The 21,981-nt window shown below is 62.1% G+C and carries 14 protein-coding genes and 1 tRNA gene; 9 read left to right on the top strand and 6 right to left on the bottom strand.

What is annotated here, in order from left to right:
• Positions 1–14: 14 nt before the first annotated feature.
• From Q1V57_RS06075 to Q1V57_RS06065, 3 genes are all read right to left on the bottom strand, one after another.
• Positions 15–650, bottom strand: coding sequence for an ATP-dependent Clp protease proteolytic subunit (locus tag Q1V57_RS06075; RefSeq protein ID WP_366145090.1), 636 nt, complete (start codon positions 648–650; stop codon positions 15–17).
• A gap of 187 nt (positions 651–837) precedes the next feature.
• The gene (tig, locus tag Q1V57_RS06070; RefSeq protein ID WP_366145091.1) at positions 838–2,382 is read right to left on the bottom strand and encodes a trigger factor; all 1,545 of its coding nucleotides are present in this window, start codon (positions 2,380–2,382) and stop codon (positions 838–840) included.
• Between the two features lie 255 nt (positions 2,383–2,637).
• Positions 2,638–2,722 (bottom strand) — tRNA-Leu (locus Q1V57_RS06065).
• 150 nt (positions 2,723–2,872) lie between these two features.
• On the opposite strand from Q1V57_RS06065, the gene Q1V57_RS06060 reads away from it, so the two are divergent.
• Positions 2,873–4,102, top strand: a complete 1,230-nt coding sequence (locus Q1V57_RS06060) for a hypothetical protein (RefSeq protein ID WP_300528654.1) — start codon at positions 2,873–2,875, stop codon at positions 4,100–4,102.
• 59 nt (positions 4,103–4,161) lie between these two features.
• Entirely contained in the window at positions 4,162–4,770 is a 609-nt protein-coding gene (locus tag Q1V57_RS06055; RefSeq protein WP_300528651.1) for a methyltransferase domain-containing protein, read from the top strand.
• Here the strand turns inward: Q1V57_RS06055 and Q1V57_RS06050 are convergent.
• The 3 genes from Q1V57_RS06050 to Q1V57_RS06040 form a co-directional block, all read right to left on the bottom strand.
• Complete coding sequence (locus tag Q1V57_RS06050) at positions 4,767–6,185, bottom strand: MATE family efflux transporter (protein ID WP_300528649.1); 1,419 nt, start codon at positions 6,183–6,185, stop codon at positions 4,767–4,769. The genes Q1V57_RS06055 and Q1V57_RS06050 overlap by 4 nt on opposite strands.
• Before the next feature lie 100 nt (positions 6,186–6,285).
• Positions 6,286–8,565, bottom strand: coding sequence for an NADP-dependent malic enzyme (locus Q1V57_RS06045; RefSeq protein ID WP_300528647.1), 2,280 nt, complete (start codon positions 8,563–8,565; stop codon positions 6,286–6,288).
• Between the two features lie 78 nt (positions 8,566–8,643).
• Positions 8,644–10,209 carry an NAD(P)H-hydrate dehydratase gene (locus Q1V57_RS06040; RefSeq protein ID WP_300528645.1) on the bottom strand — a complete coding sequence of 522 codons (1,566 nt, stop codon included), beginning with the start codon at positions 10,207–10,209 and terminating at the stop codon, positions 8,644–8,646.
• A gap of 77 nt (positions 10,210–10,286) precedes the next feature.
• Between Q1V57_RS06040 and Q1V57_RS06035 the strand changes: the two genes are divergently transcribed.
• The 7 genes from Q1V57_RS06035 (at position 10,287) to Q1V57_RS06005 (ending at position 21,811) form a co-directional block, all read left to right on the top strand.
• Positions 10,287–10,625, top strand: a complete 339-nt coding sequence (locus Q1V57_RS06035; RefSeq protein WP_300528642.1) for a P-II family nitrogen regulator — start codon at positions 10,287–10,289, stop codon at positions 10,623–10,625.
• A gap of 33 nt (positions 10,626–10,658) precedes the next feature.
• Positions 10,659–12,062, top strand: coding sequence for a type I glutamate--ammonia ligase (gene glnA, locus Q1V57_RS06030; protein ID WP_300528640.1), 1,404 nt, complete (start codon positions 10,659–10,661; stop codon positions 12,060–12,062).
• 160 nt (positions 12,063–12,222) lie between these two features.
• Positions 12,223–15,411: an autotransporter outer membrane beta-barrel domain-containing protein gene (locus tag Q1V57_RS06025; RefSeq protein ID WP_300528638.1), complete on the top strand. Its 3,189-nt coding sequence runs from the start codon at positions 12,223–12,225 to the stop codon at positions 15,409–15,411.
• A gap of 102 nt (positions 15,412–15,513) precedes the next feature.
• Positions 15,514–17,526, top strand: a complete 2,013-nt coding sequence (gene parE, locus Q1V57_RS06020) for a DNA topoisomerase IV subunit B (protein ID WP_300528636.1) — start codon at positions 15,514–15,516, stop codon at positions 17,524–17,526.
• Between the two features lie 85 nt (positions 17,527–17,611).
• The gene (locus tag Q1V57_RS06015; RefSeq protein WP_300528634.1) at positions 17,612–19,051 is read left to right on the top strand and encodes an amidohydrolase; all 1,440 of its coding nucleotides are present in this window, start codon (positions 17,612–17,614) and stop codon (positions 19,049–19,051) included.
• On the top strand, positions 19,051–20,322 hold the full coding sequence (locus tag Q1V57_RS06010) for an amidohydrolase family protein (protein WP_300528633.1): 1,272 nt from the start codon (positions 19,051–19,053) through the stop codon (positions 20,320–20,322). Before Q1V57_RS06015 ends, Q1V57_RS06010 begins: the two co-directional genes overlap by 1 nt.
• 112 nt (positions 20,323–20,434) lie before the next feature.
• Positions 20,435–21,811 (top strand): DEAD/DEAH box helicase, encoded by a 1,377-nt coding sequence (locus Q1V57_RS06005; protein ID WP_300528631.1) that lies wholly within the window; start codon positions 20,435–20,437, stop codon positions 21,809–21,811.
• Positions 21,812–21,981 lie beyond the last annotated feature (170 nt).

Below are 21,981 nucleotides of genomic sequence, written 5' to 3'. Positions count from 1 at the left end.
CGCCACAGCCGGGTCTAGTCGGCGGATTTCTCATCCGCAGACCGGTGTTTATCAATGACCTGATCGATCAGGCCGAACTCTTTCGCCGCCTCTGAGGACATGAAATTGTCGCGGTCGAGCGCAGTTTCAATCTCTTCGTACTTGCGGCCCGTATGGTGGACATAGACCTCGTTCAGGCGTCGCTTGGTCTCGATGATATCCTTGGCGTGACGCTCGATATCAGACGCCTGGCCACGGAAACCACCGGAGGGCTGGTGCACCATGATGCGCGCATTCGGGGTTGCGAAACGCTGACCCGGTTCGCCCGCCGTCAGCAGCAGCGACCCCATCGACGCGGCCATGCCGATACAGATCGTCGACACCGGACAGGAGATGTATTGCATCGTGTCATAGATCGCCATGCCGGCCGTGACGACACCGCCCGGCGAATTGATGTACATGGAGATTTCTTTTTTCGGGTTTTCCGCTTCCAGGAAGAGCAGCTGCGCCACAATGGAACGCGCCATATAGTCTTCGACGGGGCCGGTAAGGAAGATGATCCGCTCGCCGAGCATGCGGGAGTAGATGTCGACCGCCCGTTCGCCGCGTCCGGTCTGCTCGACGACATAGATCGGCAATTCCATCATCGTTTCCTGAGGATCTCTCATCATATGCTCCTTGGGTGCTCGCTGCCGGACGGCGCGAGTCGTGGTCTAGGCGTTGAAAGAACTATCGCGGTGGTCGCGATGAGTGGCAAGGCACGGCTTACAGCTGTCGTAAACCCTTCATGCACCCGGAATCAAAACGCCGGCCCCTAGATAGGCGCCGGCGCTTGATGTTTCAATTCAGGACTGAACGTCAGTCGGCTTTTTTAGCGGCCGGCTTTTTCTTGGCCGGAGCCTTCTTCTTGGCCGGAGCTTTTTTCTCAGCCGTGTCGTCGTCCTTCTTGGCCGCTGCCTTTTTAGCCGGAGCTTTCTTGGCCGGGGCCTTCTTCTCGGCTGCCTTCTTGGCCGGAGCCTTCTTTTTGGCGGCCGGCTTCTTCTTCGGCTTGGCAGCTGCCTCGTCGTCATCGTCGGCGAAGAGAGCTTCGCGCGAGACGGTGACGTCGGTCACGTCAGCAAGCTCGAGGATGTAGTCGACGACTTTTTCCTCATAGATCGGGGCGCGCAGCTGAGCGACAGCACCCGGGTTCTTCTGATAGAACTCGACGACCTGGCGTTCCTGACCCGGATAGCGCATGGCTTCCTGGTTGATGGCGCGGGACAGCTCTTCCTGGCTGACATCGACATTGTTGCGGCGGCCAATCTCAGCCAGCACGAGGCCCAGGCGCACACGACGCTCAGCGATCTCGCGATACTCGGACTTGAGCTGGTCTTCCGGCTTTTCCTTGTCTTCGTCTTCCAGGTGACCGTGCTCGATCGCATGGGAAACTTCGCGCCAGATATTCTCAAACTCCGCTTCCACCATTTTCGGCGGCAGGTCGAAGCTGTGCAGCGTGTCCAGCTCGTCAAGAACGGCGCGCTTCACCTTGAGGCGCGACTGCTGGGTATGCTCGCTGGCGAGGTTCTTGGTGAGCGTTTCCTTCAGCGTGTCGAGGCCTTCAAGACCGAAACGCTTGGCCAGCTCATCATCGACAGACGGCTCATCCGGGCTCTCAACCGCTTTGACGGTGACCTCGAACACAGCGTCCTTACCGGCCAGCTGGGCAGCCTGGTAGTTTTCCGGGAAAGTGACGTTGAGCTCGCGCTCTTCACCGGTCTTGGCACCGACCAGCTGTTCTTCAAAGCCCGGGATGAAAGCGCCGTCGCCGATAGCGACGCGGCTGTCTTCTGCCGACCCGCCTTCAAAAGCCTCGCCGTCAATTTTGCCGACGAAGTCGATGACCACGACATCGCCTTCCGCTGCCTTGGCGTTCTTGCCGCCCTTCTTGGCGGAATAGGTGCGGTTCTTTTCAGCCAGGTCCATCAGCGCGGTATCAAGCTGGGCGTCTTCAACCTCGGCGACCGGGCGCTCGAGCTTCAGGCCAGCCGGATCGGCGGGCTCGAAGTCCGGCATGACTTCCAGGCGGATTTCAAAGGTGAAATCGGAACCGCCCTTGGCGATGTCCTTGGCCTCGGACTTGACCTCGATTTCCGGCTGGGACGCCGGACGGATATTGCGCTCGTCCAGAGCCTTCTGGGTCGTTTCCGGCACCAGCTCATTGAGCAGGTCGCCCATGATCGACTCACCGAACATCTTGCGGATGTGCGTGGACGGCACCTTGCCCGGGCGGAAGCCCTTGAGGCGCACTTCGGGACGGATTTCTTCGATTTTCGCATCCAGGCGAGCTTGCAGATCGTCGGCGGCAAACACGACTTCGAAAGTGCGGCTCAAGCCTTCGGATGCTTTCTCGATGACGTTCATGGGTTGGACCTTGGTGTTCTGACTGGTGCGGACATGCCGCATTGAAATTCGAGCGCGCGTTATGTCACGCCGATTCACGGTGTGCAACGCTGTGGAGCGGTTGGGAGGCAGATGGGGTGAAAAAGTGCGCCCTTTCGCCTGCTTGAGTGCGTGTTCTACGCCCCCCTCGGGGTGCGCAGGTGCGATTGCAGGTCGGATGGCCAGCCGGCGACATCAGAGGCGTTCGCAAAGCGATCTGCCGTGAGATCGAAAAATTGGTGCGGATGGAGGGACTCGAACCCCCACGCCTCTCGGCACCAGAACCTAAATCTGGCGCGTCTACCAGTTCCGCCACATCCGCATGTGACCGCCCGTTCCCGGGCCGGGGCGCGGGTGATGCCATGGCTTTTTTTCAGAAGCAAGGCCTTCGCCGCCATCGTTATCCGATCTTAACCCTGCCGTGATTAGGTCTTCATCGAGTTGGGGAATAAGAGACGGGAAACCGATGGGCGTGGATATCAAAACGGTGCTCAAGGCGGCACTGGCCGGCAAGACCAAGGTCGATATCGGGCAGTTTCAGATGCTCAATGTCGATGAAATCAAGGCCGCTGCCGGCGAGGACTGGCCAAAAATGCGCCAGCGCGTCGTCGATACTGCCACGCATTTCATCCAGAAACGCCTCGCCGCCAAGCATGTCACCCTGGCCTGCGCTGACGGCTTTCTCATTGTCTTCGCCGAGGAAATTGACGACCCAAAGGAAGACATTGCGGAAATCCGCGAGGCATTGATCGAGTTTTTCCTGGGATCGCCCGACCTGCCGAATCTGAAACTGGTCGCCAACGCACTGGAGGTCAGCCCGGAAGAGCTGGTTTCATTGGCGGCTCCCGCCAAGAAATCCGCACCGCCGGCACGCCCGGCCAGCGTGCGCAAGAGCGAACCGGATCAGCCCGCGCGCAAGATCCCGCCGCCGGATCGCAAGCCGGAGCCTGTCGCTCCGGGCCACAAGACCACCTTCCTGCCGGTCTGGGACGGACAGTCGCAATCGGTTGCCGCCAATATCTGTATTGCGAAGGTTGAGGTCGAAGGCCGCTGGCTTGACGGCCGCCGCGCCCTGCAGACCCAGATGGCCGACACAGATCACTTGACGCTGGATCTGACCGCCGCCCGTCAAGCGGTACAGAGCTTCACCCTCGCCATGCGGAAAAAGCGCAAAGTGTCGATGGTGATCTCGCTGCATGAAACCACCCTGCTCGACCCAAGCGCCCGCGATACGGTGCTGGAATGCCTGAGCGCCCTGCCCGAACCCATCCGCAAGGCGTTCTGGTTGCGGCTGGAAAGCGCTGATCTGAGCGCGGCTGAAACCGCCCAAGCCGCCGAGCCCCTGCAATCGCTGGGTTATCAAATTCTGGTGGAACGCCGTTTCGGCGATCATGATTTCGCGGCCTTCCAGGAGGTCGACATCGCCCAGTTCGCGAGCAAGGCGCTGAAACCGGCCAATGCGGAGACCGAGGGCATGCTCGACCAGGACACTACGGCTCTCAATGCTGTTGTCCGGGCCGCGCGTGATCGCTATGCGACCACGCTTCTCGATGATGTCCGCGATCTCAAGACACTCAAACAGGCCACGGCCTGCGGTGTACGCTACCTCGCCGGGCCGGGACTATTGCCCGAAGCCGGGGCACCTATGCCTTGCCGACCGCTCGGTATCGTCGATCTGTGCCGCATGGCCCGCGCGGCCTGATCGCGCATATTGCTCGGCACGGACTGCACGCCTATCCCTGAGACAAAGGGGAGAAACACATGAGTGCAGACAATGAACGATCCGCCATGGACTGGGAACAGCGCTTCCGGGACGACACCACCCCGTGGGAACGCGCCAGCCTGCACCCTGCCGCGCGCGACTGGATCGACGGCGGGCAGCTGAAGCCCGGCGAGCGGGTCATGATCCCGGGCTGTGGCCGATCTCCCGAAGTCGTCGAGTTTGCCGCCTTGCCGATGCAGGTGGTTGCCGCCGACCTGTCGCAGACCGCGATCGCCTGGCAGGGCGAAGCGCTGGCAGCGTCGGGCGTTACCGCAGAGCTTATCGTTGCCGATATTTTGCAATGGCGACCGGCCGAACCGTTTGACGCGATCTATGAGCAAACCTTCCTGTGCGCCATCCCGCCTCGATTGCGCGGCGAATACGAGCAAGCGGTCCATGACTGGCTCAGGCCGGGCGGTGCACTCCTTGCGCTGTTCATGCAGAAAGAGGAGCGCGGTGGCCCACCCTATGGCTGCTCGATCGAGGCCATGCATGAGCTGTTTCCGCAAGAGCGCTGGATCTGGCCCGCAGATGCGGATTTCACCGCCTACCCCCACCCTTCGCTCAACGGCAAGCCGGAGCTCGGTGGGGTGCTGATCCGTCGTTAAGCCGGCTCTTCCTCGGCGGCGGGCGAACTCGCCCGGCGCGTCTTGCCATGCTTGGCCGTCATCGGTGCTTTGCTCAGCACAAAAATCACCGTGACCAGGCCGGAGATGAGATTGGCCGCGGCTATGCCCAGGATCACTCCCATCGGCGCGCCCACGACCATGGCGCCGATAATGACAGCCGGCACCATCAGACCGAGCGCCCGGCCGGCGGTGATCACCATGCCATGTCCCGGACGACCGAGCCCGTTGAAACCGGCGCTCGCGGCGATGGTGATGCCATAGCCGGCAACGGTCAGCGGCACGATGTGCCAGTAGTCGATGGCAACGGAGCGCCCCTCTTCCGAGGGCAGGAAAGCGGCAGCCAGCAAGGGCGCGCAAAGCCAGAGCAGAACCGCCATGGCGAAGCTCCAGCCGGCCGCAAACAAGAAGCTGGAGCGGAAGGCTTCACGGACCCGGGCGAGATCGCCGGCACCGCCATTCTGGCCCGTCACCGCACCGATCGAGGCCGACAGCGCGAATAGCGGCACAATGGCAAAGGCCTCGATCCGGCCAGCAACCCCCAGACCACCGACGGCGGCGTCACCGAATTTGGCCATGGCCAGGCCACTCATGGCGACAGTCATCGCAAACGGGTTGAAGATATTGGAGATACAGGCCGGAATTCCGACGCGGGCGATATCGGCCCAGTGGTGCCAGACTTCGCCGAAACCGGGCCAGGAAAAATCGATCAGCTTTTCCTTGAACACCATGTAAGCGCCAACCATGACGAAGGTCACACCATTGGCGGCGACGGTTGCCAGGGCTGCCCCGGACACGCCCCAGCCTAGGCCAGGAAACCAGCCAAAGACATCGTCGAGAATAAAGATCGGGTCGAGGATCAGATTGACCACGGCGGCAGCGATCATCATCAGGCTGGGAATGATGGCGTTGCCCAGGGCCCGCAGAATATTGCTGGCCACCATCGGGCCCACGATCAGCACAATGCCGGCAAACCAGACGGTCATGTAGGACACGACATGCGGCATCATCGTATCACTGGCGCCAAGCGCCCGGAACATGTCCTCGACAAACACAATGCCCAGCAATGAGACCGATCCCACCGCAATAAAGGATAGGGTCAGCGCATCAGTCGCCATGCGCGGAATGGACGTTCCATCCTTGCGGCCTGCTGCCCTGGACACCGCGGACACCGCGCCCGCACCGAGCCCGATGGAGACACTCATCACCAGCATGGTAACCGGAAAACTCATCTGTACGGCAGCCTGCTGCGCCGTGCCGAGCGTGCCGACCCAATAGGTATCGACAATGCCGACCAGCATCATGGCCAGAATGCCGAAACTCATCGGCACAAGCATGCGCAGGATATGACCGAAGACCGGCCCCTGTGTGAGATCTCGAGCCGCACGTCCGGCCATATGCTCATCCTTCCCAAGACGAGCAGACTAGATAGGGTGTTCGAGGCAGCGGCGCACCCCCGCCTGAACAGCGATCACGCGAATATGAGCTATGCGCGTCCTATGTCTCGACGGTATTGAGGTCGTAAGCAGCAATGCCTGCAAGATTAACGATATCGGTCACCGACGCGCCCAAACGGGCAATCTGCACAGGCTTTTCCAGCCCGACCAGCATCGGACCGATGACCGTTGCCCCACCCGCGGATTTGAGCAGGCGCAAGGCGATAGAAGCCGAGTGAATCGCCGGCATGACCAGCACATTGGCCGGCTTCGTTAGGCGCGAGAAGGGATAGAGCTCGTGCTGTTCCGGGCTCAGGGCGACATCTGCCGCCATCTCGCCTTCATACTCGAAATCCACCCCTCGCCGGTCGAGAATGCGTACGGCTTCCTGGATCTTCTCCGTCCGCTCGCCCGGAGGATTGCCGAAGCTGGAATAGGACAGGAAGGCCAGATGCGGCGTGATCCGCAGGCGCTTGGCGGCCTGAGCGGTCGCAATTGCGATTTCGGCCAGCCCCTCGCCATCGGGAAACTCACTGACGCTGACATCGCCAAAAAGATAGGTCCGGTCCTGCGCGATGGCCGCAGCGATGCCCACCGCGCGGCTACCCTCCGCTGCCTCCAGAACCAGGGTGACGTCTTTCATCACAACATTGGAGTGGCGCGTCACACCGGTGACCATACCGTCGGCATGGCCCATTTTCAGCATGCAGGCGGAGAATATGTTGCGGTCATTATTGACCCGGCGCTGCACATCGCGGCGCAAAAAGCCGCGCCGCTGGAGCTTCTCGTAGAGGAAGTCGGCATATTCCGCATTGTGCTCCGACAGGCGGGCGTTGCAGATTTCCAGAGCATCATCCGGCAAACCGACAGCGCGCATATTGGCGCGCGCCACATCCTCCCGGGCAATCAACACCGCTTGTCCCAGCCCCTGATTCTGGAACGCAAAGGCGGCCCGGATCACACTCGGCTCCTCACCCTCGGCAAACACGATCCGTTTCTGGGTCTTGCGGATCGAGGCTGTGACGCGCTGCTGAATTGACGCTGACGGGTTCGAGCGTCGCTCGAGCTCTCGACGATAAGCCTCGAAATCCTCAATGGGTTTTCGAGCCACACCGGTCTTTACCGCAGCTTCAGCGACATAGGGCGGGATATAGTGGATCAAGCGCGGATCAAACGGGGTCGGGATGATGTAGTCGCGACCGTATTGCAGCCGGTCGCCACCATATGCCTCGGCCACCTCGTCCGGCACGTCTTCCCGCGCCAGGGCTGCGAGCGCCCGGGCCGCCGCGATTTTCATCTCTTCATTGATGGTACGCGCCCGTACATCAAGCGCCCCACGGAAGATATAGGGGAAGCCGAGGACATTGTTGACCTGATTGGGATAATCCGAACGCCCGGTGGCCATGATGACATCATCGCGGACCTTGGCGACCTCTTCCGGCGTAATCTCCGGGGTCGGATTGGCCATGGCGAAAATGATCGGATTGGGCGCCAGCTTGGCTACAATTTCAGGCGTGAAGGCACCGGCTGCGGAGAGGCCAAGCAGACAATCTGCTCCCTCAACAGCGTCAAGCAGGGTGCGCTTTTCCGTCTCAATGGCATGCCCGGCAAGGCGCTGGTGATCGCCCTCGCGCCCTTTGAATACAACGCCATGAATATCAACGACGGTCGTGTTCTCGTCTTTCACGCCCATCGACTTGATCAGTTCGATGACGGAGAGCCCGGCCGCGCCGGCACCGCACAGGACAACTTTGAGGTCCTCGAATTTCCGGCCGGTCAAATGGCAGGCATTGATCAGCCCCGCCGCCGCGATAATGGCCGTGCCGTGCTGGTCGTCGTGAAAGACGGGGATGTCGAGCAGCTCGCGCAGGCGCTTTTCGATCTCGAAGCATTCCGGCGCTTTGATGTCTTCCAGATTGATGCCGCCAAAACTATTGCCGAACCCCTGCACGCATTCAATGAAGCGCTCTGGGTCGGTGTACTCCACCTCGACATCAAAGGCGTCGAGATCGGCAAAGCGCTTGAACAGGACCGCCTTTCCTTCCATCACGGGCTTGGAGGCTGCTGCGCCGAGATTGCCGAGACCGAGAATGGCGGTGCCGTTTGACACCACGGCGACCATATTGCCCTTCGAAGTGTAGTCATAAACACTGTCAGGGTCGGCTGCGATAGCGCGCACGGGCGCGGCGACGCCAGGCGAATAGGCCAGCGAGAGATCCCGCTGGGTGGCCATCGGTTTGGTGGCAGCCAGCCCGACCTTGCCCGGTTGCGGGCGCATGTGAAAGCGCAGGGCTTCCTGGTCGAGTTGGGAAAATTCGGGATCGGTGGAATCAGGCGGCATCGACTCACCTTATCTGGGATGGAGGTGCGAACATGGACCGCCCGTCCGTCAAGGCCAACCCCTCCGCCTGCCCGCGCCTCAGCGGCCCATGAGGCGCTGCTGCGCCGTTTGACGTTGAAGCCGTGCCTTCAGGGCATTGCGGGCCGGGACAAGAGCGTCCAGCAAGCTCTCGGCGATCAGACCGTCGCCGTGGCGACGCCCGGCATCACCATGTAACCACGCGGCGGCACAGGCCGCATCAAACCCGTCCATGCCCTGCGCCATAAGCCCGCCGATCAATCCGGCCAAGACATCTCCGGATCCGGCGGTCGCCAGTTGCGGCGCGGCGTGGCGATTGATCACGGCTGTGCGGCCTGGTGACGCGATCACCGTATCGGGCCCCTTCAGCAAAACGGTGCAGCCTGCTTTCTCGGCGGCGCGCCGGGCTGCCTCCAGCTTGTGAGCGGATTGCTCCATCAGGCCAGGAAAGACCCGCTCGAATTCACCCCTGTGCGGCGTCAGCACATCCCCTGGACGCAGCGAATCGAACAGGTCAGGCAGATCTCGCTCATAGGAGGTCAGAGCATCAGCATCGAGCACAGCTGCGGCACGCCCGGTTAAAACCGACTCAACAGCCTGCTTGGTTGCGGCACCAACGCCGCAGCCTGGCCCGATCACCGCCGCATCAGCCCGGCATGCCGATAAAAGCGCCTCGCTTTCATGCCCGCCCGCCCAGGGCCGAACCATAACGGCCGTTGACTGCGCCGCATTGACCTCGATCGCATCGACGGGGCTCGCCAATGTGACCAGCCCGGCCCCGCTGCGCAGCCCCGATTCTGCCGCCAAGCGCCCGGCACCGGTAGCGCTGGCTCCTCCGGTAAAAACCACCAGACGACCGCGCTCATGCTTGTGCGTGGAAACCGACAGACCGGGCAGTTGCCCTGCCCACAATTCCGGCGCGTTGATCAAGGCCACCGGTTTTGCCTGGTTCTGCCAGCCGTCGGGAATGCCGATATCGACCACGGTGAGCTCGCCGCACGCTGCAGCGGCCGGTTCGAGGCAATGCGCCAGCTTGGCAGTGTGAAATGTCACCGTCAGATCCGCGCGAAGAGACACACCATCGGGCTGGGCCCTGTCCCCGGGCTGGCCGCTGGGAAGATCAACGGCAACGACGATAGCGCCGCTCGAGGCGAGCATCTCGGCAAAACCCGCGGCCACGCCTTGCAGCGGGCGATCCAGGCCAGCCCCAAACAACGCATCGATCACAAGCTCATAATCCGCGGGATCGGCGCTATCGAGCGCCTGCACCTCTGCGGACCAGCTCCGGTAGGCCCGCAGGCCATCGCCCTTGAGCTGTTGAGGATCGCCCAGCGCTGCGACCGTGACATCCCAGCCCAGTTCGCGGAGCTCAGTCGCGCAGATATAACCGTCCCCGCCATTATTGCCGGGCCCGCAGGCGACCAGCACGCGCCACGGCGCCCAGCGCCGGCAGATCTCGGTCGCGACGCTTTTGCCCGCCCTGCGCATCAGGTCAAAGGAGTTCACCCCTGCATCAACGGCATGCTGATCGCAGACCGCTGTGTCCCCGGCGGACAAGATCGAGCACTGCCGCAGTGCTCGCTTCTGAAGCACGCCTGCTTCACGGTCGAGCATTCCAACACTCATAGCAGCCTCCCCGCCTCAACCGCCTTGCGGCGCGCCTCGCACGCCCTAGCGTGCAGCCTGGCCACAGGGAGTCGGTCATGAAGAAAATCGAAGCCGTCATTAAACCGTTCAAACTCGATGATGTGAAGGAGGCCCTCCAGGAAGTGGGGGTGCAAGGCCTGACCGTCCTCGAGGCCAAGGGATTCGGACGCCAAAAAGGCCATACCGAGCTTTACCGCGGGGCCGAATACGTCGTCGATTTCCTGCCCAAGATCAAAATCGAACTCGTCGTTCCCTCCGACCGCGTCGAGGCCGCCATCGAGGCGATCCAGAGCGCGGCCCACACCGGTCGTATCGGTGACGGCAAGATTTTCGTCAGCCCTGTTGAAAGCGTCATTCGCATCCGGACCGGCGAGACCGGCCGAGATGCCCTTTAGATCCACTGTCAAAGTCAGAGCGGAGCTCGAACCATGTCGGAAGACATTCTCAAGAAAATGCATGATGAGGAGATCAAGTATGTCGATCTCCGCTTCACCGATCCTCGCGGCAAGCTGCAGCATGTCACCTTCGACCGCTCGCAGGTCGACGAAGATTTCTTTGAAGACGGCGTGATGTTCGACGGCTCTTCGATCGCCGGCTGGAAGGCGATCAATGAGAGTGACATGGTGCTCAAGCCGGACACCAGCTACGTCGTCGAGGACCCGTTCTACCAGCAGCCGACACTGACCATGCTGTGCGATATTCTCGAGCCGGGAACCGGCGAGAGCTATAATCGCGATCCGCGGACGACGGCCAAGAAAGCCGAGGCATTCTTGAAGTCCTCAGGCATTGGTGACGAGGCGTTTTTCGGTCCGGAAGCGGAATTTTTCGTTTTTGATGATGTGCGCTGGTCCACCGAGCAGAACGACACCTCCTACAAATTCGACAGCGAGGAAGGCCCGTACAATTCCAACCGTGCTTTCGAGGGCGGCAATATGGGTCACCGTCCGGGCCCCAAGGGCGGCTACTTCCCGGTCAATCCGATCGATAGCGGTCAGGACATGCGCACCGACATGCTCGGTGTGATGGAAGAACTCGGTCTCGAGCCGGAAAAGCATCACCACGAAGTGGCGCCGTCACAGCACGAGCTCGGCATGAAATTCGCCGGCCTGACGACCATGGCCGACCGCATGCAGATGTATAAGTACACGGTGCACATGGTGGCTCACGCCTATGGCAAGTCCGCCACCTTCATGCCCAAGCCGGTCTGGAACGATAACGGCACCGGCATGCACGTGCACCAGTCGATCTGGAAAGACGGCAAGCCGATGTTCGCAGGCGATCGCTATGCCGATCTGTCCGACACCTGCCTCTACTATATCGGCGGCATTATCAAGCACGCGCGCGCCATCAACGCCTTCGCCAATGCGTCGACGAACTCCTACAAGCGCCTGGTGCCGGGCTTCGAGGCTCCGGTCCTGCTGGCCTATTCGGCACGCAACCGTTCCGCGTCGATTCGTATTCCGTGGGTCAACTCGGCCAACGCCAAGCGCCTTGAAACCCGCTTCCCGGACCCGTCGGGCAACCCTTACCTTACCTTCTCCGCCCTGTTGATGGCCGGCCTCGACGGCATCGAGAACCGCATCGATCCGGGTGATCCGATGGATAAGGACCTGTACGACCTGCCGCCGGAAGAGCTGCGCGATGTCCCGACCGTCTGCTTCTCCCTGCGCCAGGCGCTGGAAGAGCTCGACGCGGATCGTGACTTCCTGAAAAAGGGCGGCGTCATGGATGACGATCAGATCGACGCCTACATCGACCTGAAGATGGAGGAAGTCGAACGATTTGAGAGCCATCCGCACCCGGTCGAGTTCTCCATGTATTACAGCTGCTGATCCACACCCTTTTTAAGGGCATGAATCGAGAGGCCGCCGGCGCGTTCCGGCGGCCTCGCTGTTTTGCGGATCAATTGAGCGGTCGACGAGCCGTTTTGTATTCGCTACAACTTCGCGCAAGTTTACCAAATCCCATATGGGTTGTTCGTCAGGAGTCGGTATGCGTCGCCGTTTTTTGTTCGCCAGTGCACTTGCCACGCTGACCGTTAGCGCGCCTGCCGCCTGGGCGGATCGCGAGATCACTGAAGAGATCACCACTCCGATTGCCACCTCCACCGCTGGCGATGGTGGCGGAGCGGACAATATCGTCATCTCCACCTCCGGACGTGTCGTCCTCAGCACGCCGGGTACGGCGGTCACGCTCGATAGCGACAATACGATTGTCCAGGACGGCGGTATCCGCGTCGAGACCGATGCAGATGGCGGTGTGGGCGTGCACATCCAGGGCGGCAATACCGGCAGCTTCACCTCCAACAGCGCCATCGTTGTTGGCGATGTGACCACCCCGGAAGATACTGATGGCGATGGTCTTGTGGATGGCCCGCTCGCTGTCGGCAGCGGGCGCGTCGCGATTCTCGTCGACGGCACCGAAGTCTTTACCGGCGACATCCTGCTCAATAGCGGCAATTCCATCACCGTTCGCGGCAATGATTCCTGGGGCATCCAGGTCCTGACCGGCATCGATGGCGACTTCACGTCGAACGGCCGTATTTCGGTGACGGGCGATCGCTCGACGGCGATCGAGATCACCGACGACATCACTGGCGATGTCCAGATCGGCGGCATCATCAATTCCAGTGGCGATGAGAATCGCGGCGTCGTCATCAGCGGCGATGTCGGCGGCAGCATCTTTATCGACAGCATTATCCGGACGACGGGCTATCGTTTCGTGACCCGTCCGAGCGAGGATCAACTCGACACCGTCCTTGGCGATCCTGCCGATGTGGGCTTCAGCGGTGCTGCTGTGCTGGTCAATGGCAGCTCCGCCGGTGGCCTTCTTATCGCCGGTCCGGCTGATGACAGCCCGACCCAGTCGGCGGCAACGATTTCCTCTGTCGGTCCGGGTGCCGGATTGCACATCCAGGCGACCTCCACCTATGGCGACCTGGTCCTGGGTGAAGTGGTGATTGCCGCTGTAGAAGATGACCCGGACACGACCGAGGACGAGACCCGCGCCGCCATCCCGCTCGGCTTCTCGCTGGTCAATCGTGGCGCCATCACCGGCCGCGGTGAGCTGGACGGCGTAACCGGCACCGGTATCGCCATTGACGGAACGGGCGGTTTCACCGCCACCTTGACCAATGGCTTCCTCAATACCGGCTCGGTTACCGCGCTGGGGCATTCCAGCGTTGCCGACAATGGCATTGCCCAGGCCGTCTATCTCGGCGACGGCGCCATCCTTCCGGTCTTCACCAATCGCGGCGTCCTGACCGCGGCCATGAATGGCCGCGAGGCCGTCGCCTATGGCCTTAATCTGGGTAGCGGCGCCTTCCTGCCGACCTTCGTCAATGAAGGCACGATCAGCTCCAGCTCAAACGAAGGCGGCCGCGCGGTCGGCATTTTCGATGCCTCCGGCTCGCTGACCTTCATCGAGAACTCCGGCGTGATCCGGACCCTCCGGGCAGCGCCGACGACCGGCTCGGACGATAGTGATACCTCCACCGTTGCCATCGACGTTTCGGCGACGACCGCTGATGTCATGGTACGCCAGTATCGCCGCGATAATTCGCCGGATGAGTTCTTCCCTTCCATGGAAGGCGAGATCCGCTTCGGCAGCGGCGATGACGAGCTGCGTGTGGAATCGGGAACGGTAACCGGCGCCATGTCCTTTGGTGACGGTGCGGACCAGCTGAACATCTCCGGCGGCGCGACCGTCCATGGCGATCTGTCGGACAGCGTTGGCGATCTGGTCGTCAATGTGAGCGACTCCACCCTGACCCTCGGCTCCGGCACCAATACGACCCTGCGCGAGGCCACGTTCGGCGACGGCGCAACCTTGATCTTCGAGATCGACGACGAGACCGGTGATGTGGCCCAGATCGTGGCCACCGGCGACGTCACCTTCGAGGCCGGCTCGCGGGTCTCTGCCGCGCTGACCAACCTGATTGGTGAAGGCGCAGAGTTTGCCGTTCTGCGCGCAGATCAGCTGACCATCGCGGAAAGCATCGAAACGCTGCAGGACACGACGGCACCGTATCTCTACGAAGCCGATCTGACCCTCGACCCGGTCGACAGCAATGTCATGCTGCTCACCCTGCGCCGCCGCAATGCGGACGAGCTGGGTATGAACCGGAACCAGTCAGCCGCTTATGGCGCAACCCTGGCGGCCTGGGAGGCCAATGATGAGCTTGGCGCGGCGATGGCGGCCCTGCTCACCGAGTCGGAATTCTTCAACGCCTACGACCAGCTGCTTCCGGAATATGCCTCAAGCGCAATCCAGTTTGCCCAGGCGGCCAATGACAGCGCCACCGGCGCCCTCGCCTCGCGCCTGGAAGCGGTCCGCCGCAGCCCCGATGAGACCGGCGGTCTCTGGCTGCAGGAGTTCGGCTATTTCGCCGATCGTGCCGGCACGGCTTTCGGCCCGGGTTACCGCGGTCATGGTATCGGTGCGGCCGTTGGTTTCGACCGCCCGTTCGGGCCGTTCTATGCCGTTGGCATCAATCTCATCGGCGCGGCCAGCGAGATCTCCGAATCTGACGGTTTTGATGATCCGATGTCGGCCATGTTCGGACAGATTGGCGTCTATGCTGGCGCCGAAGTCGCCGGCTTGAACGTCGATCTTTACGGCGGCGTCGGCATTGACAGCTTCGAGCACAATCGCCGCGTTCTGATCGGCAGCTTCGACACGGCTCCAGTCGCGGAGTGGGATGGTTTCCACTACACGGCCTCCATGCGCGTCGGCCGCGATATCCAGTATGAGCGCATGTTCGTGCGTCCGTCCTTCTCGATTGACTACCTCTCGCTGAGCGAGAGCGAGTACACCGAGACCGGTGGCGGTACCGGCGTTGACCTTTATGTCGGCGAGCGTGACAGCAGCAGCTTCACCGGGACGGCCATGCTGGCCTTCGGGGCACGCTTCGAGTCGAGTGACAGCTGGTGGGCGCCGCAGATGCGCATCGGCTATCGCAGCGAATTCGATACCACCGAGACGGAAACCTTTGCCCGCTTTGCCGGTCTGGATGATGAATTCCTGCTGCGCTCGGAAGCGATGCCTGGATCCGGCTTCATCTTCGGCCTCGGTATCGGCGGCGGCTCGGGTTACTCGACCTTCTCGCTCGATTATGATGCGGACGTGCGGGACGACTTTATCCGTCACACAGCCCGTCTGGTGATGCGCCTGGTCTTCTAGGCGCCTCCCCGCAGCCTTTTGAACACCAAATGCGGCATGGATCGCAGCTGATCGCCTGCTCAGGCGTTCCCAATCGGCGTGCGACTCGTGCAAACTGGAATCATGTCCACGTCTTCCTCATCCGACCTGTTCGGCGCCGAACCTGCTCCGCAACCTGCTGAAACCCCGACCGGGGGCTATTCCGCTGCGCAAATCGAGGTGCTTGAGGGCCTTGAGGCCGTGCGGCGCCGTCCCGGCATGTATATCGGCGGCACGGATGAGCGGGCCTATCACCACCTGTTTGCAGAAATCCTCGACAACTCGATGGATGAAGCGGTTGCGGGCTGGGCCGACCGGATCGAGGTCGCCGTTGATGCGGAAGGCTATATCACCGTCACCGATAATGGCCGCGGCATTCCCGTCGACCCGCACCCGAAATACCCGGGCAAATCGGCGCTTGAGGTCGTGCTTACCGTCCTGCACGCCGGCGGCAAATTCTCCGACAAGGCGTACCAGACCTCCGGCGGCCTGCACGGTGTCGGCATCTCCGTCGTCAACGCCCTGACCTCGGTCATGGAAGTCGAAGTCGCGCGCGAGAAAACACTGTGGCGGCAAAACTATTCCCGCGGCATTCCGCAAACCGGGCTGGAAAAAGTGGGCGCCGCCCCGAACCGTCGCGGTACGCGCGTGCGCTTCCTGCCCGACCCGGAGATCTTTGGCGAAAAAATGCGCGTCAAACCGGCGCGGATTTATGCCATGGCCCGGGCCAAGGCCTTCCTGCGCCGCGGCGTAAAGATCCAGTGGCGCTGTGCTCCGGAACTGGTCGAGGGTACGGATACACCGGCCGAAGCCCTGCTCTGCTTCCCGGGCGGTCTTGCCGATCGCCTCGCCGAGATCACCCAGGGCCGTGCCCTGGTGACCGCCGAGAGCTTCACCGGAAAGGTTGAACGCCAGGACGGGGCCGGCGGCGTCGAATGGGCGGTGGCCTGGTCCAATAACGGTTTTGGCAGCGAGGCCGACGGCTTCACCCAATCCTTCTGTAATACCGTCCCGACCCCGCAAGGCGGCACCCATGAGCAAGGCCTGCGCGCCGCCCTGACCAAAGGGCTGCGGGCCTATGCCGAGCATGCCAATGCCAAGAAAGCCTCGCTGATCACCCCCGACGATGTGCTCGGTGGTGCAGGCGCGCTGTGCTCGGTCTTTATCAGCGACCCGGAATTCCAAGGCCAGACCAAGGAGCGTCTCGCCACGCCGGATGCGGCCAAGCTGGTTGAGACGGCGGTACGCGATCAGTTCGATCACTGGCTGGCCGGTTCGCCCAAGGAAGCCACCAAGCTGGTCGAATGGGCGATTGAGCGCGCCGAGGACCGGGTCCGCCGGCGCAAGGAAAAAGCGGTCAAACGCCAGACCGCCAGCCGCCGGCTACGCCTGCCCGGCAAGCTGGCCGATTGTTCGCGCAATGACGCCGATGGAACCGAACTATTCCTGGTCGAGGGTGACTCGGCCGGCGGTTCCGCCAAACAGGCCCGTAACCGGGAAACCCAGGCCATCCTGCCGCTGCGCGGCAAGGTCCTCAACGTCGCCTCGGCCGCCGCCGACAAGATCGCAGCCAACCAGGAGATCAACGACCTCCTGCAAGCGCTGGGCTGCCAGGCCGGCTCGCGGTTCTCGCTCGACGATCTGCGCTATGAGCGTGTCGTGATCATGACCGACGCCGATGTCGACGGGGCGCATATTGCGGCGCTCCTGATCACCTTCTTCTATCGCTCCATGCCGGAGCTGATCCATGCCGGCCGCCTCTTCCTGGCGCAACCGCCGCTCTACCGCCTGACGCTGGGCGGTACGACGCTCTACGCCCGTGACGACAAGCATCGCGAGCAATTGCTGCGTGACGAGTTCAACGGCTCCAGCAAGGTCGATGTCGGCCGCTTCAAGGGCCTCGGCGAGATGACGCCATCACAGCTCAAACAAACCACAATGGATCCCAATCTGCGCACCATGGCGCGGGTGACCATTGCGGAAGACGAGCTGCCGACGCTGGAAAAACTGGTGGAAACCCTGATGGGCAAGAAGCCGGAATTGCGTTTCGCCTACATTCAGGAGCATGCGCCTGAAATCAGCGGGCTCGATATTTAATCGACCTCCTGTTTGACGCCTGCTCGCCGATTGCGTTCAATGAGGGTCGCATTCGCGACTCAGGGGTAAAGGGAGGCACTCCCCAATGATATTCGATACTTGGAAGACCACGGCGGCGCTGGCCTCCGTGCTCGTCTTGTCCGCCTGCTCCAATGGCGGCGGCGACACTACGGGCGATGACGGCGCCGGCAGCGATGATGGCGGGACAACCATCGTTCGCCACGAGACCGACCCTTATCCGTCGACCTATACGCCGCGCGCGAGCACGCCGACACTGATCCGCGGTGCCACCGTGTTTGACGGTGTGGGCGGACAGATTGAAATTGGCGATGTGCTCATGGTTGATGGCCGCATCGCTGCCGTCGGCACCGGTCTGGAAGCGCCGGAAGGCGCGACCGTGATCGACGGAGCCGGCCGTTACGTCACCCCGGGGGTGATCGACATCCACTCGCATCTCGGCGTCTACCCCTCTCCGGGCGTCAGCGCGCATAGCGATGGCAATGAGGCGACCCAGCCGGTCACCTCTGAAGTCTGGGTTGAACATAGTGTTTGGCCGCAGGACCCCGGTTTTGAAGCCGCCCTCGCCGGTGGCATCACCACGCTTCACATCCTTCCCGGTTCCGCCAACCTGTTCGGCGGACGCGGCATCACGCTGCGCAATGTCAGCGGCCGTACGGTTCAGGAAATGAAATTCCCCGATGCGCCCTATACGCTGAAAATGGCCTGCGGTGAGAACCCGGCCCGCGTCTACGGCAATCGCGGCCGCTCACCGGCGACCGATATGGGCAATATGGCCGGCTATCGCGCCGCCTGGCAGCGCGCCTCCGATTATCGCGACCGCTGGCATGATTACTGGGAAGACGCGGAAGCCGGTGAAGACGTATCGGCACCGACCCGCGATATCGAACTCGACACGCTGATGGGCGTACTCGACGGTGATATCCTGGTCCATATGCACTGTTACCGGTCCGACCAGATGGCCCAGATCATCGATATGTCGAATGAGTTCGACTATCAGGTCTCGGTTTTCCACCACGCCGTAGAGTCCTACAAAATCCCCGACATTCTCGCCGAGGCCAACGCCTGTTCCGCGGTCTGGGCTGACTGGGGCGGCTTCAAGATGGAAGCCTATGACTCGATCCGGGAAAACTTGCCGCTGCTGCATGCCAATGGTGCCTGCGCCATGATCCACTCGGATGATGCGTTGAATATCCAGCGTCTCAACCAGGAAGTCGCCAAGGCGCTGGCCGATGGCCGCGCGGCCGGTCTTGAGATCACCGAAGCGGAAGCCTGGGCTTGGCTATCCTCCAACCCGGCCCGCGGGCTGGGTATTGATGACCAGACAGGCTCCCTGGTTGAAGGCCTGCGCGGCGATGTCGTGCTGTGGTCGGGCAACCCGTTCAGCACCTACACGCGCGCTGACCAGGTCTGGATTGACGGTTCGTTGCGCTATGACCGTTCCGATGAAAGCTTGCAGCCGGTCCGCGACTTCATGGTCGGCCAGCCGGGCGAAGGAGATCAGTGATGAAACGCACACTTAGCGCAATTGCTCTCAGCCTGGCCTGCACCCTGCCCGCCATGGCTCAGACCTATGCCGTCACCAATGGCCGGGTTGTTACCAATACCAGCGCCGGCATTATCGAGGATGGCACGGTCGTGGTGCGCGACGGCGATATCGTTGCCGTTGGCGCCAATGTCCAGATCCCCGAAGGTGCAACTGTGATTGACGCCGATGGCGGCTGGATCACGCCGGGCGTTTTTGCGCCGGTGACCCAGCTCGGCCTTGTCGAGGTGGCACTGGAAAGCTCGACCAATGACGCCGGGGCCGACGATTCGCCCTATTCGGTGGCCCTCGATGTCGCTGACAGTTTCAACCCGGCCGGGATGCACATCCCGACCACGCGGGTTGAGGGCATCACCCGGGCCGCACTGGTCCCGTCTTCCGGCCACAATATCTTTGGCGGGCGCGGTGCGCTGATCGACACCAGCGGCGATGCCGACTCGGTGTTCGACACCGGCAGCTTCGTCTTCGCCGATCTGAGCCAGTCCGGTGCCAGCACGGCAGGTGGATCCCGGGCGGCCGCCTGGACGTTCCTGGAAGCCGCCTTCGGCGATACCCGCTTCTATCCGGGCCGCTATGCGGCTCACCCCGAGGGTGACGCCCTGCATCGCTATGATGCCGCGGCGCTGGTTGATGTCGTGCGCGGCCGCATGCCCCTGATGGTCGAAGTCGACCGGGCTGCGGATATCCGCCGGGCCCTGCGTTTCCAGGCAGAAAACCCGCCGGTTCAGCTGATCATTCATGGCGGCGCGGAAGCCTGGATGGTCGCGGACGAGCTTGCCGCGGCCAATGTCCCGGTGCTGATCGACCCGATCGCCAACCTGCCGGGCTCCTTTGACCGCATCGGCTCAACCCTGGAAAACGCCGCACGCCTGCATGAAGCCGGCGTTACGGTGGCTTACACCACGCAGTCTGCGGACGGATACTGGAATGCCCGTCTCCTGCCGCAGCATGCGGGTAATGCCGTCGCCAATGGCGTCCCCTGGGACGTGGCCTTCCGTTCCATCACCCTCACCCCGGCCGAGATTTACGGCGTCGGCGCGCGCTATGGAGCGCTGGCGGCGGGCTATGCCGGTGATGTGGTGGTCTGGAATGGCGATCCGCTGGAAGTCATGTCGGCACCGACCCACGTCCTGATCGATGGCGAGGAAACCGACATGGAAACCCGCCAGACGCGTCTGCGCGACCGTTACATGGATATCACGGACGACACGCCTTACGCCTACCGGCGCTAGCGTTTCAGCCCGTGTGCGTTGACAGAGCGCACCGGGACCGTATGTTGCGCCACCAAAGCGGCCGCGCCACCCGGCGCGGCCGTTGCTTTTGGACCAGTCTGTAAAGGACGCCATGACGTTCGACACTCTCGGGCTCAGCCCGAAACTCCTCGCGGCCATCGAAGCTGCCGGCTATAGCGAACCGACCCCGATCCAGGCCGGTGCCATCCCTCTCGCCCTGCAGGGGCGTGACGTGCTCGGCATTGCCCAGACCGGCACCGGCAAGACGGCATCCTTTACCCTGCCCCTGATCGAGAAACTGGCCCGCGGCCGCGCCAAGGCCCGTATGCCGCGCTCGCTTATCGTCGCGCCGACGCGCGAGCTTGCCGCCCAGTGCGCAGAGAATTTCGAGACCTATGCCACGGGTCAGAAACTCTCCATGGCACTGCTGATCGGCGGTGTCGCCTTTGGCCCCCAGGAAGAGATTCTCAATCGTGGTGCCGACGTGCTGATCGCCACGCCCGGCCGCCTCCTGGACCATTTCGGACGCGGCAAGCTGTTGCTGAACGGCGTGCAGATGCTGGTCGTCGACGAAGCCGACCGCATGCTCGATATGGGCTTCATCCCGGACCTGGAGAAGATTTTCTCCCTGACCCCGCCGCGCAAGCAGACGCTCTTCTTCTCGGCCACGATGCCGAAAGAAATTCAATCGCTTGTCGATCGGTTCCTGAACAATCCCGAGCGCATCGAAGTGACCCGCCCGGCCACGACCAGCGCCAATATCACGCAATTCCTGGTGCGCCTCGACAATAGCGTGCCGAAGGTCAAACGCACCGCTCTGCGCCTGGCCATGTCGCGTGAAGACGTACGCAACGGCATCATCTTCGCCAACCGCAAGCGCGATGTCGACATTATCGCCCGCTCGCTGAAGAAGCACGGCTTCTCCGCCGACCCGATCCATGGCGATCTCGACCAGAACGCCCGCATGGCCACGCTCGACAATTTCAAATCCGGTGAGCTGAAATTCCTCGTCGCCAGTGACGTCGCTGCGCGCGGCCTCGACATTCCAAATGTCAGCCATGTCTTCAATTACGACGTGCCGCATCATGCCGATGATTACGTCCACCGGATCGGCCGCACCGGCCGTGCCGGCAAAACCGGTGAGTCGGTGACGATCAGCACGCCGGCCGACTCGAAATCGCTCGACGCCGTGCTCAAGCTGATCAAGACCGATGTGCCCGAGCTGGCACTGGAGGGTCTGAAAGAAGCCCTCGCCGACGCAGAAGAAGGACCGCGCGGACGCTCAAAGCGCAAACCGCAAGCGCGCTCAAAGGACAAGGAAAGCTCCGAAAGAGCCCCGAAATCCGACGCAAAGCGCGCAGAGGCCAAGCCCGAAGGCAAGTCCGAACGCAGCCGCTCCAGCCGCAAGGACAAGCAGGACGAGCGCGCCTCACAGCGTGTCGTCGGCTTCGGCGATCATGTCCCGGACTTTATGCGGGCCAGCTCCTAGAGGCGGTTCTGCAACCGCATTACAACTCAGAAAAGCGTGAGAAAATTGCGTTTGGGCTCATAGCTTATGCGCAATTTTTACCTCTTCTTTTCCTTTAGACGCTACCGTTCGCTTCAAGGGATCGGATCCAATCGATTCCGCGCATGGAAGGATTGGCAGTGAACGGTCGA

This window comes from Maricaulis sp., assembly GCF_030149425.1.
Lineage (GTDB): Bacteria > Pseudomonadota > Alphaproteobacteria > Caulobacterales > Maricaulaceae > Maricaulis.
The sequence above is the reverse complement of the archived record's forward strand: the minus strand, read 5'-3'. Positions and strand labels throughout refer to the sequence as shown.

Excerpts from the sequence above, each read along its gene's own strand:
- Q1V57_RS06075 (WP_366145090.1), bottom strand. The coding sequence starts at position 650 with ATGATGAGAGATCCTCAGGAAACGATGATGGAATTGCCGATCTATGTC.
- tig (WP_366145091.1), bottom strand. The coding sequence starts at position 2,382 with ATGAACGTCATCGAGAAAGCATCCGAAGGCTTGAGCCGCACTTTCGAA.
- Q1V57_RS06055 (WP_300528651.1), top strand. The coding sequence starts at position 4,162 with ATGAGTGCAGACAATGAACGATCCGCCATGGACTGGGAACAGCGCTTC.
- Q1V57_RS06050 (WP_300528649.1), bottom strand. The coding sequence starts at position 6,185 with ATGGCCGGACGTGCGGCTCGAGATCTCACACAGGGGCCGGTCTTCGGT.
- Q1V57_RS06045 (WP_300528647.1), bottom strand. The coding sequence starts at position 8,565 with ATGCCGCCTGATTCCACCGATCCCGAATTTTCCCAACTCGACCAGGAA.
- Q1V57_RS06040 (WP_300528645.1), bottom strand. The coding sequence starts at position 10,209 with ATGAGTGTTGGAATGCTCGACCGTGAAGCAGGCGTGCTTCAGAAGCGA.
- Q1V57_RS06035 (WP_300528642.1), top strand. The coding sequence starts at position 10,287 with ATGAAGAAAATCGAAGCCGTCATTAAACCGTTCAAACTCGATGATGTG.
- glnA (WP_300528640.1), top strand. The coding sequence starts at position 10,659 with ATGTCGGAAGACATTCTCAAGAAAATGCATGATGAGGAGATCAAGTAT.
- Q1V57_RS06025 (WP_300528638.1), top strand. The coding sequence starts at position 12,223 with ATGCGTCGCCGTTTTTTGTTCGCCAGTGCACTTGCCACGCTGACCGTT.
- parE (WP_300528636.1), top strand. The coding sequence starts at position 15,514 with ATGTCCACGTCTTCCTCATCCGACCTGTTCGGCGCCGAACCTGCTCCG.
- Q1V57_RS06015 (WP_300528634.1), top strand. The coding sequence starts at position 17,612 with ATGATATTCGATACTTGGAAGACCACGGCGGCGCTGGCCTCCGTGCTC.
- Q1V57_RS06010 (WP_300528633.1), top strand. The coding sequence starts at position 19,051 with ATGAAACGCACACTTAGCGCAATTGCTCTCAGCCTGGCCTGCACCCTG.
- Q1V57_RS06005 (WP_300528631.1), top strand. The coding sequence starts at position 20,435 with ATGACGTTCGACACTCTCGGGCTCAGCCCGAAACTCCTCGCGGCCATC.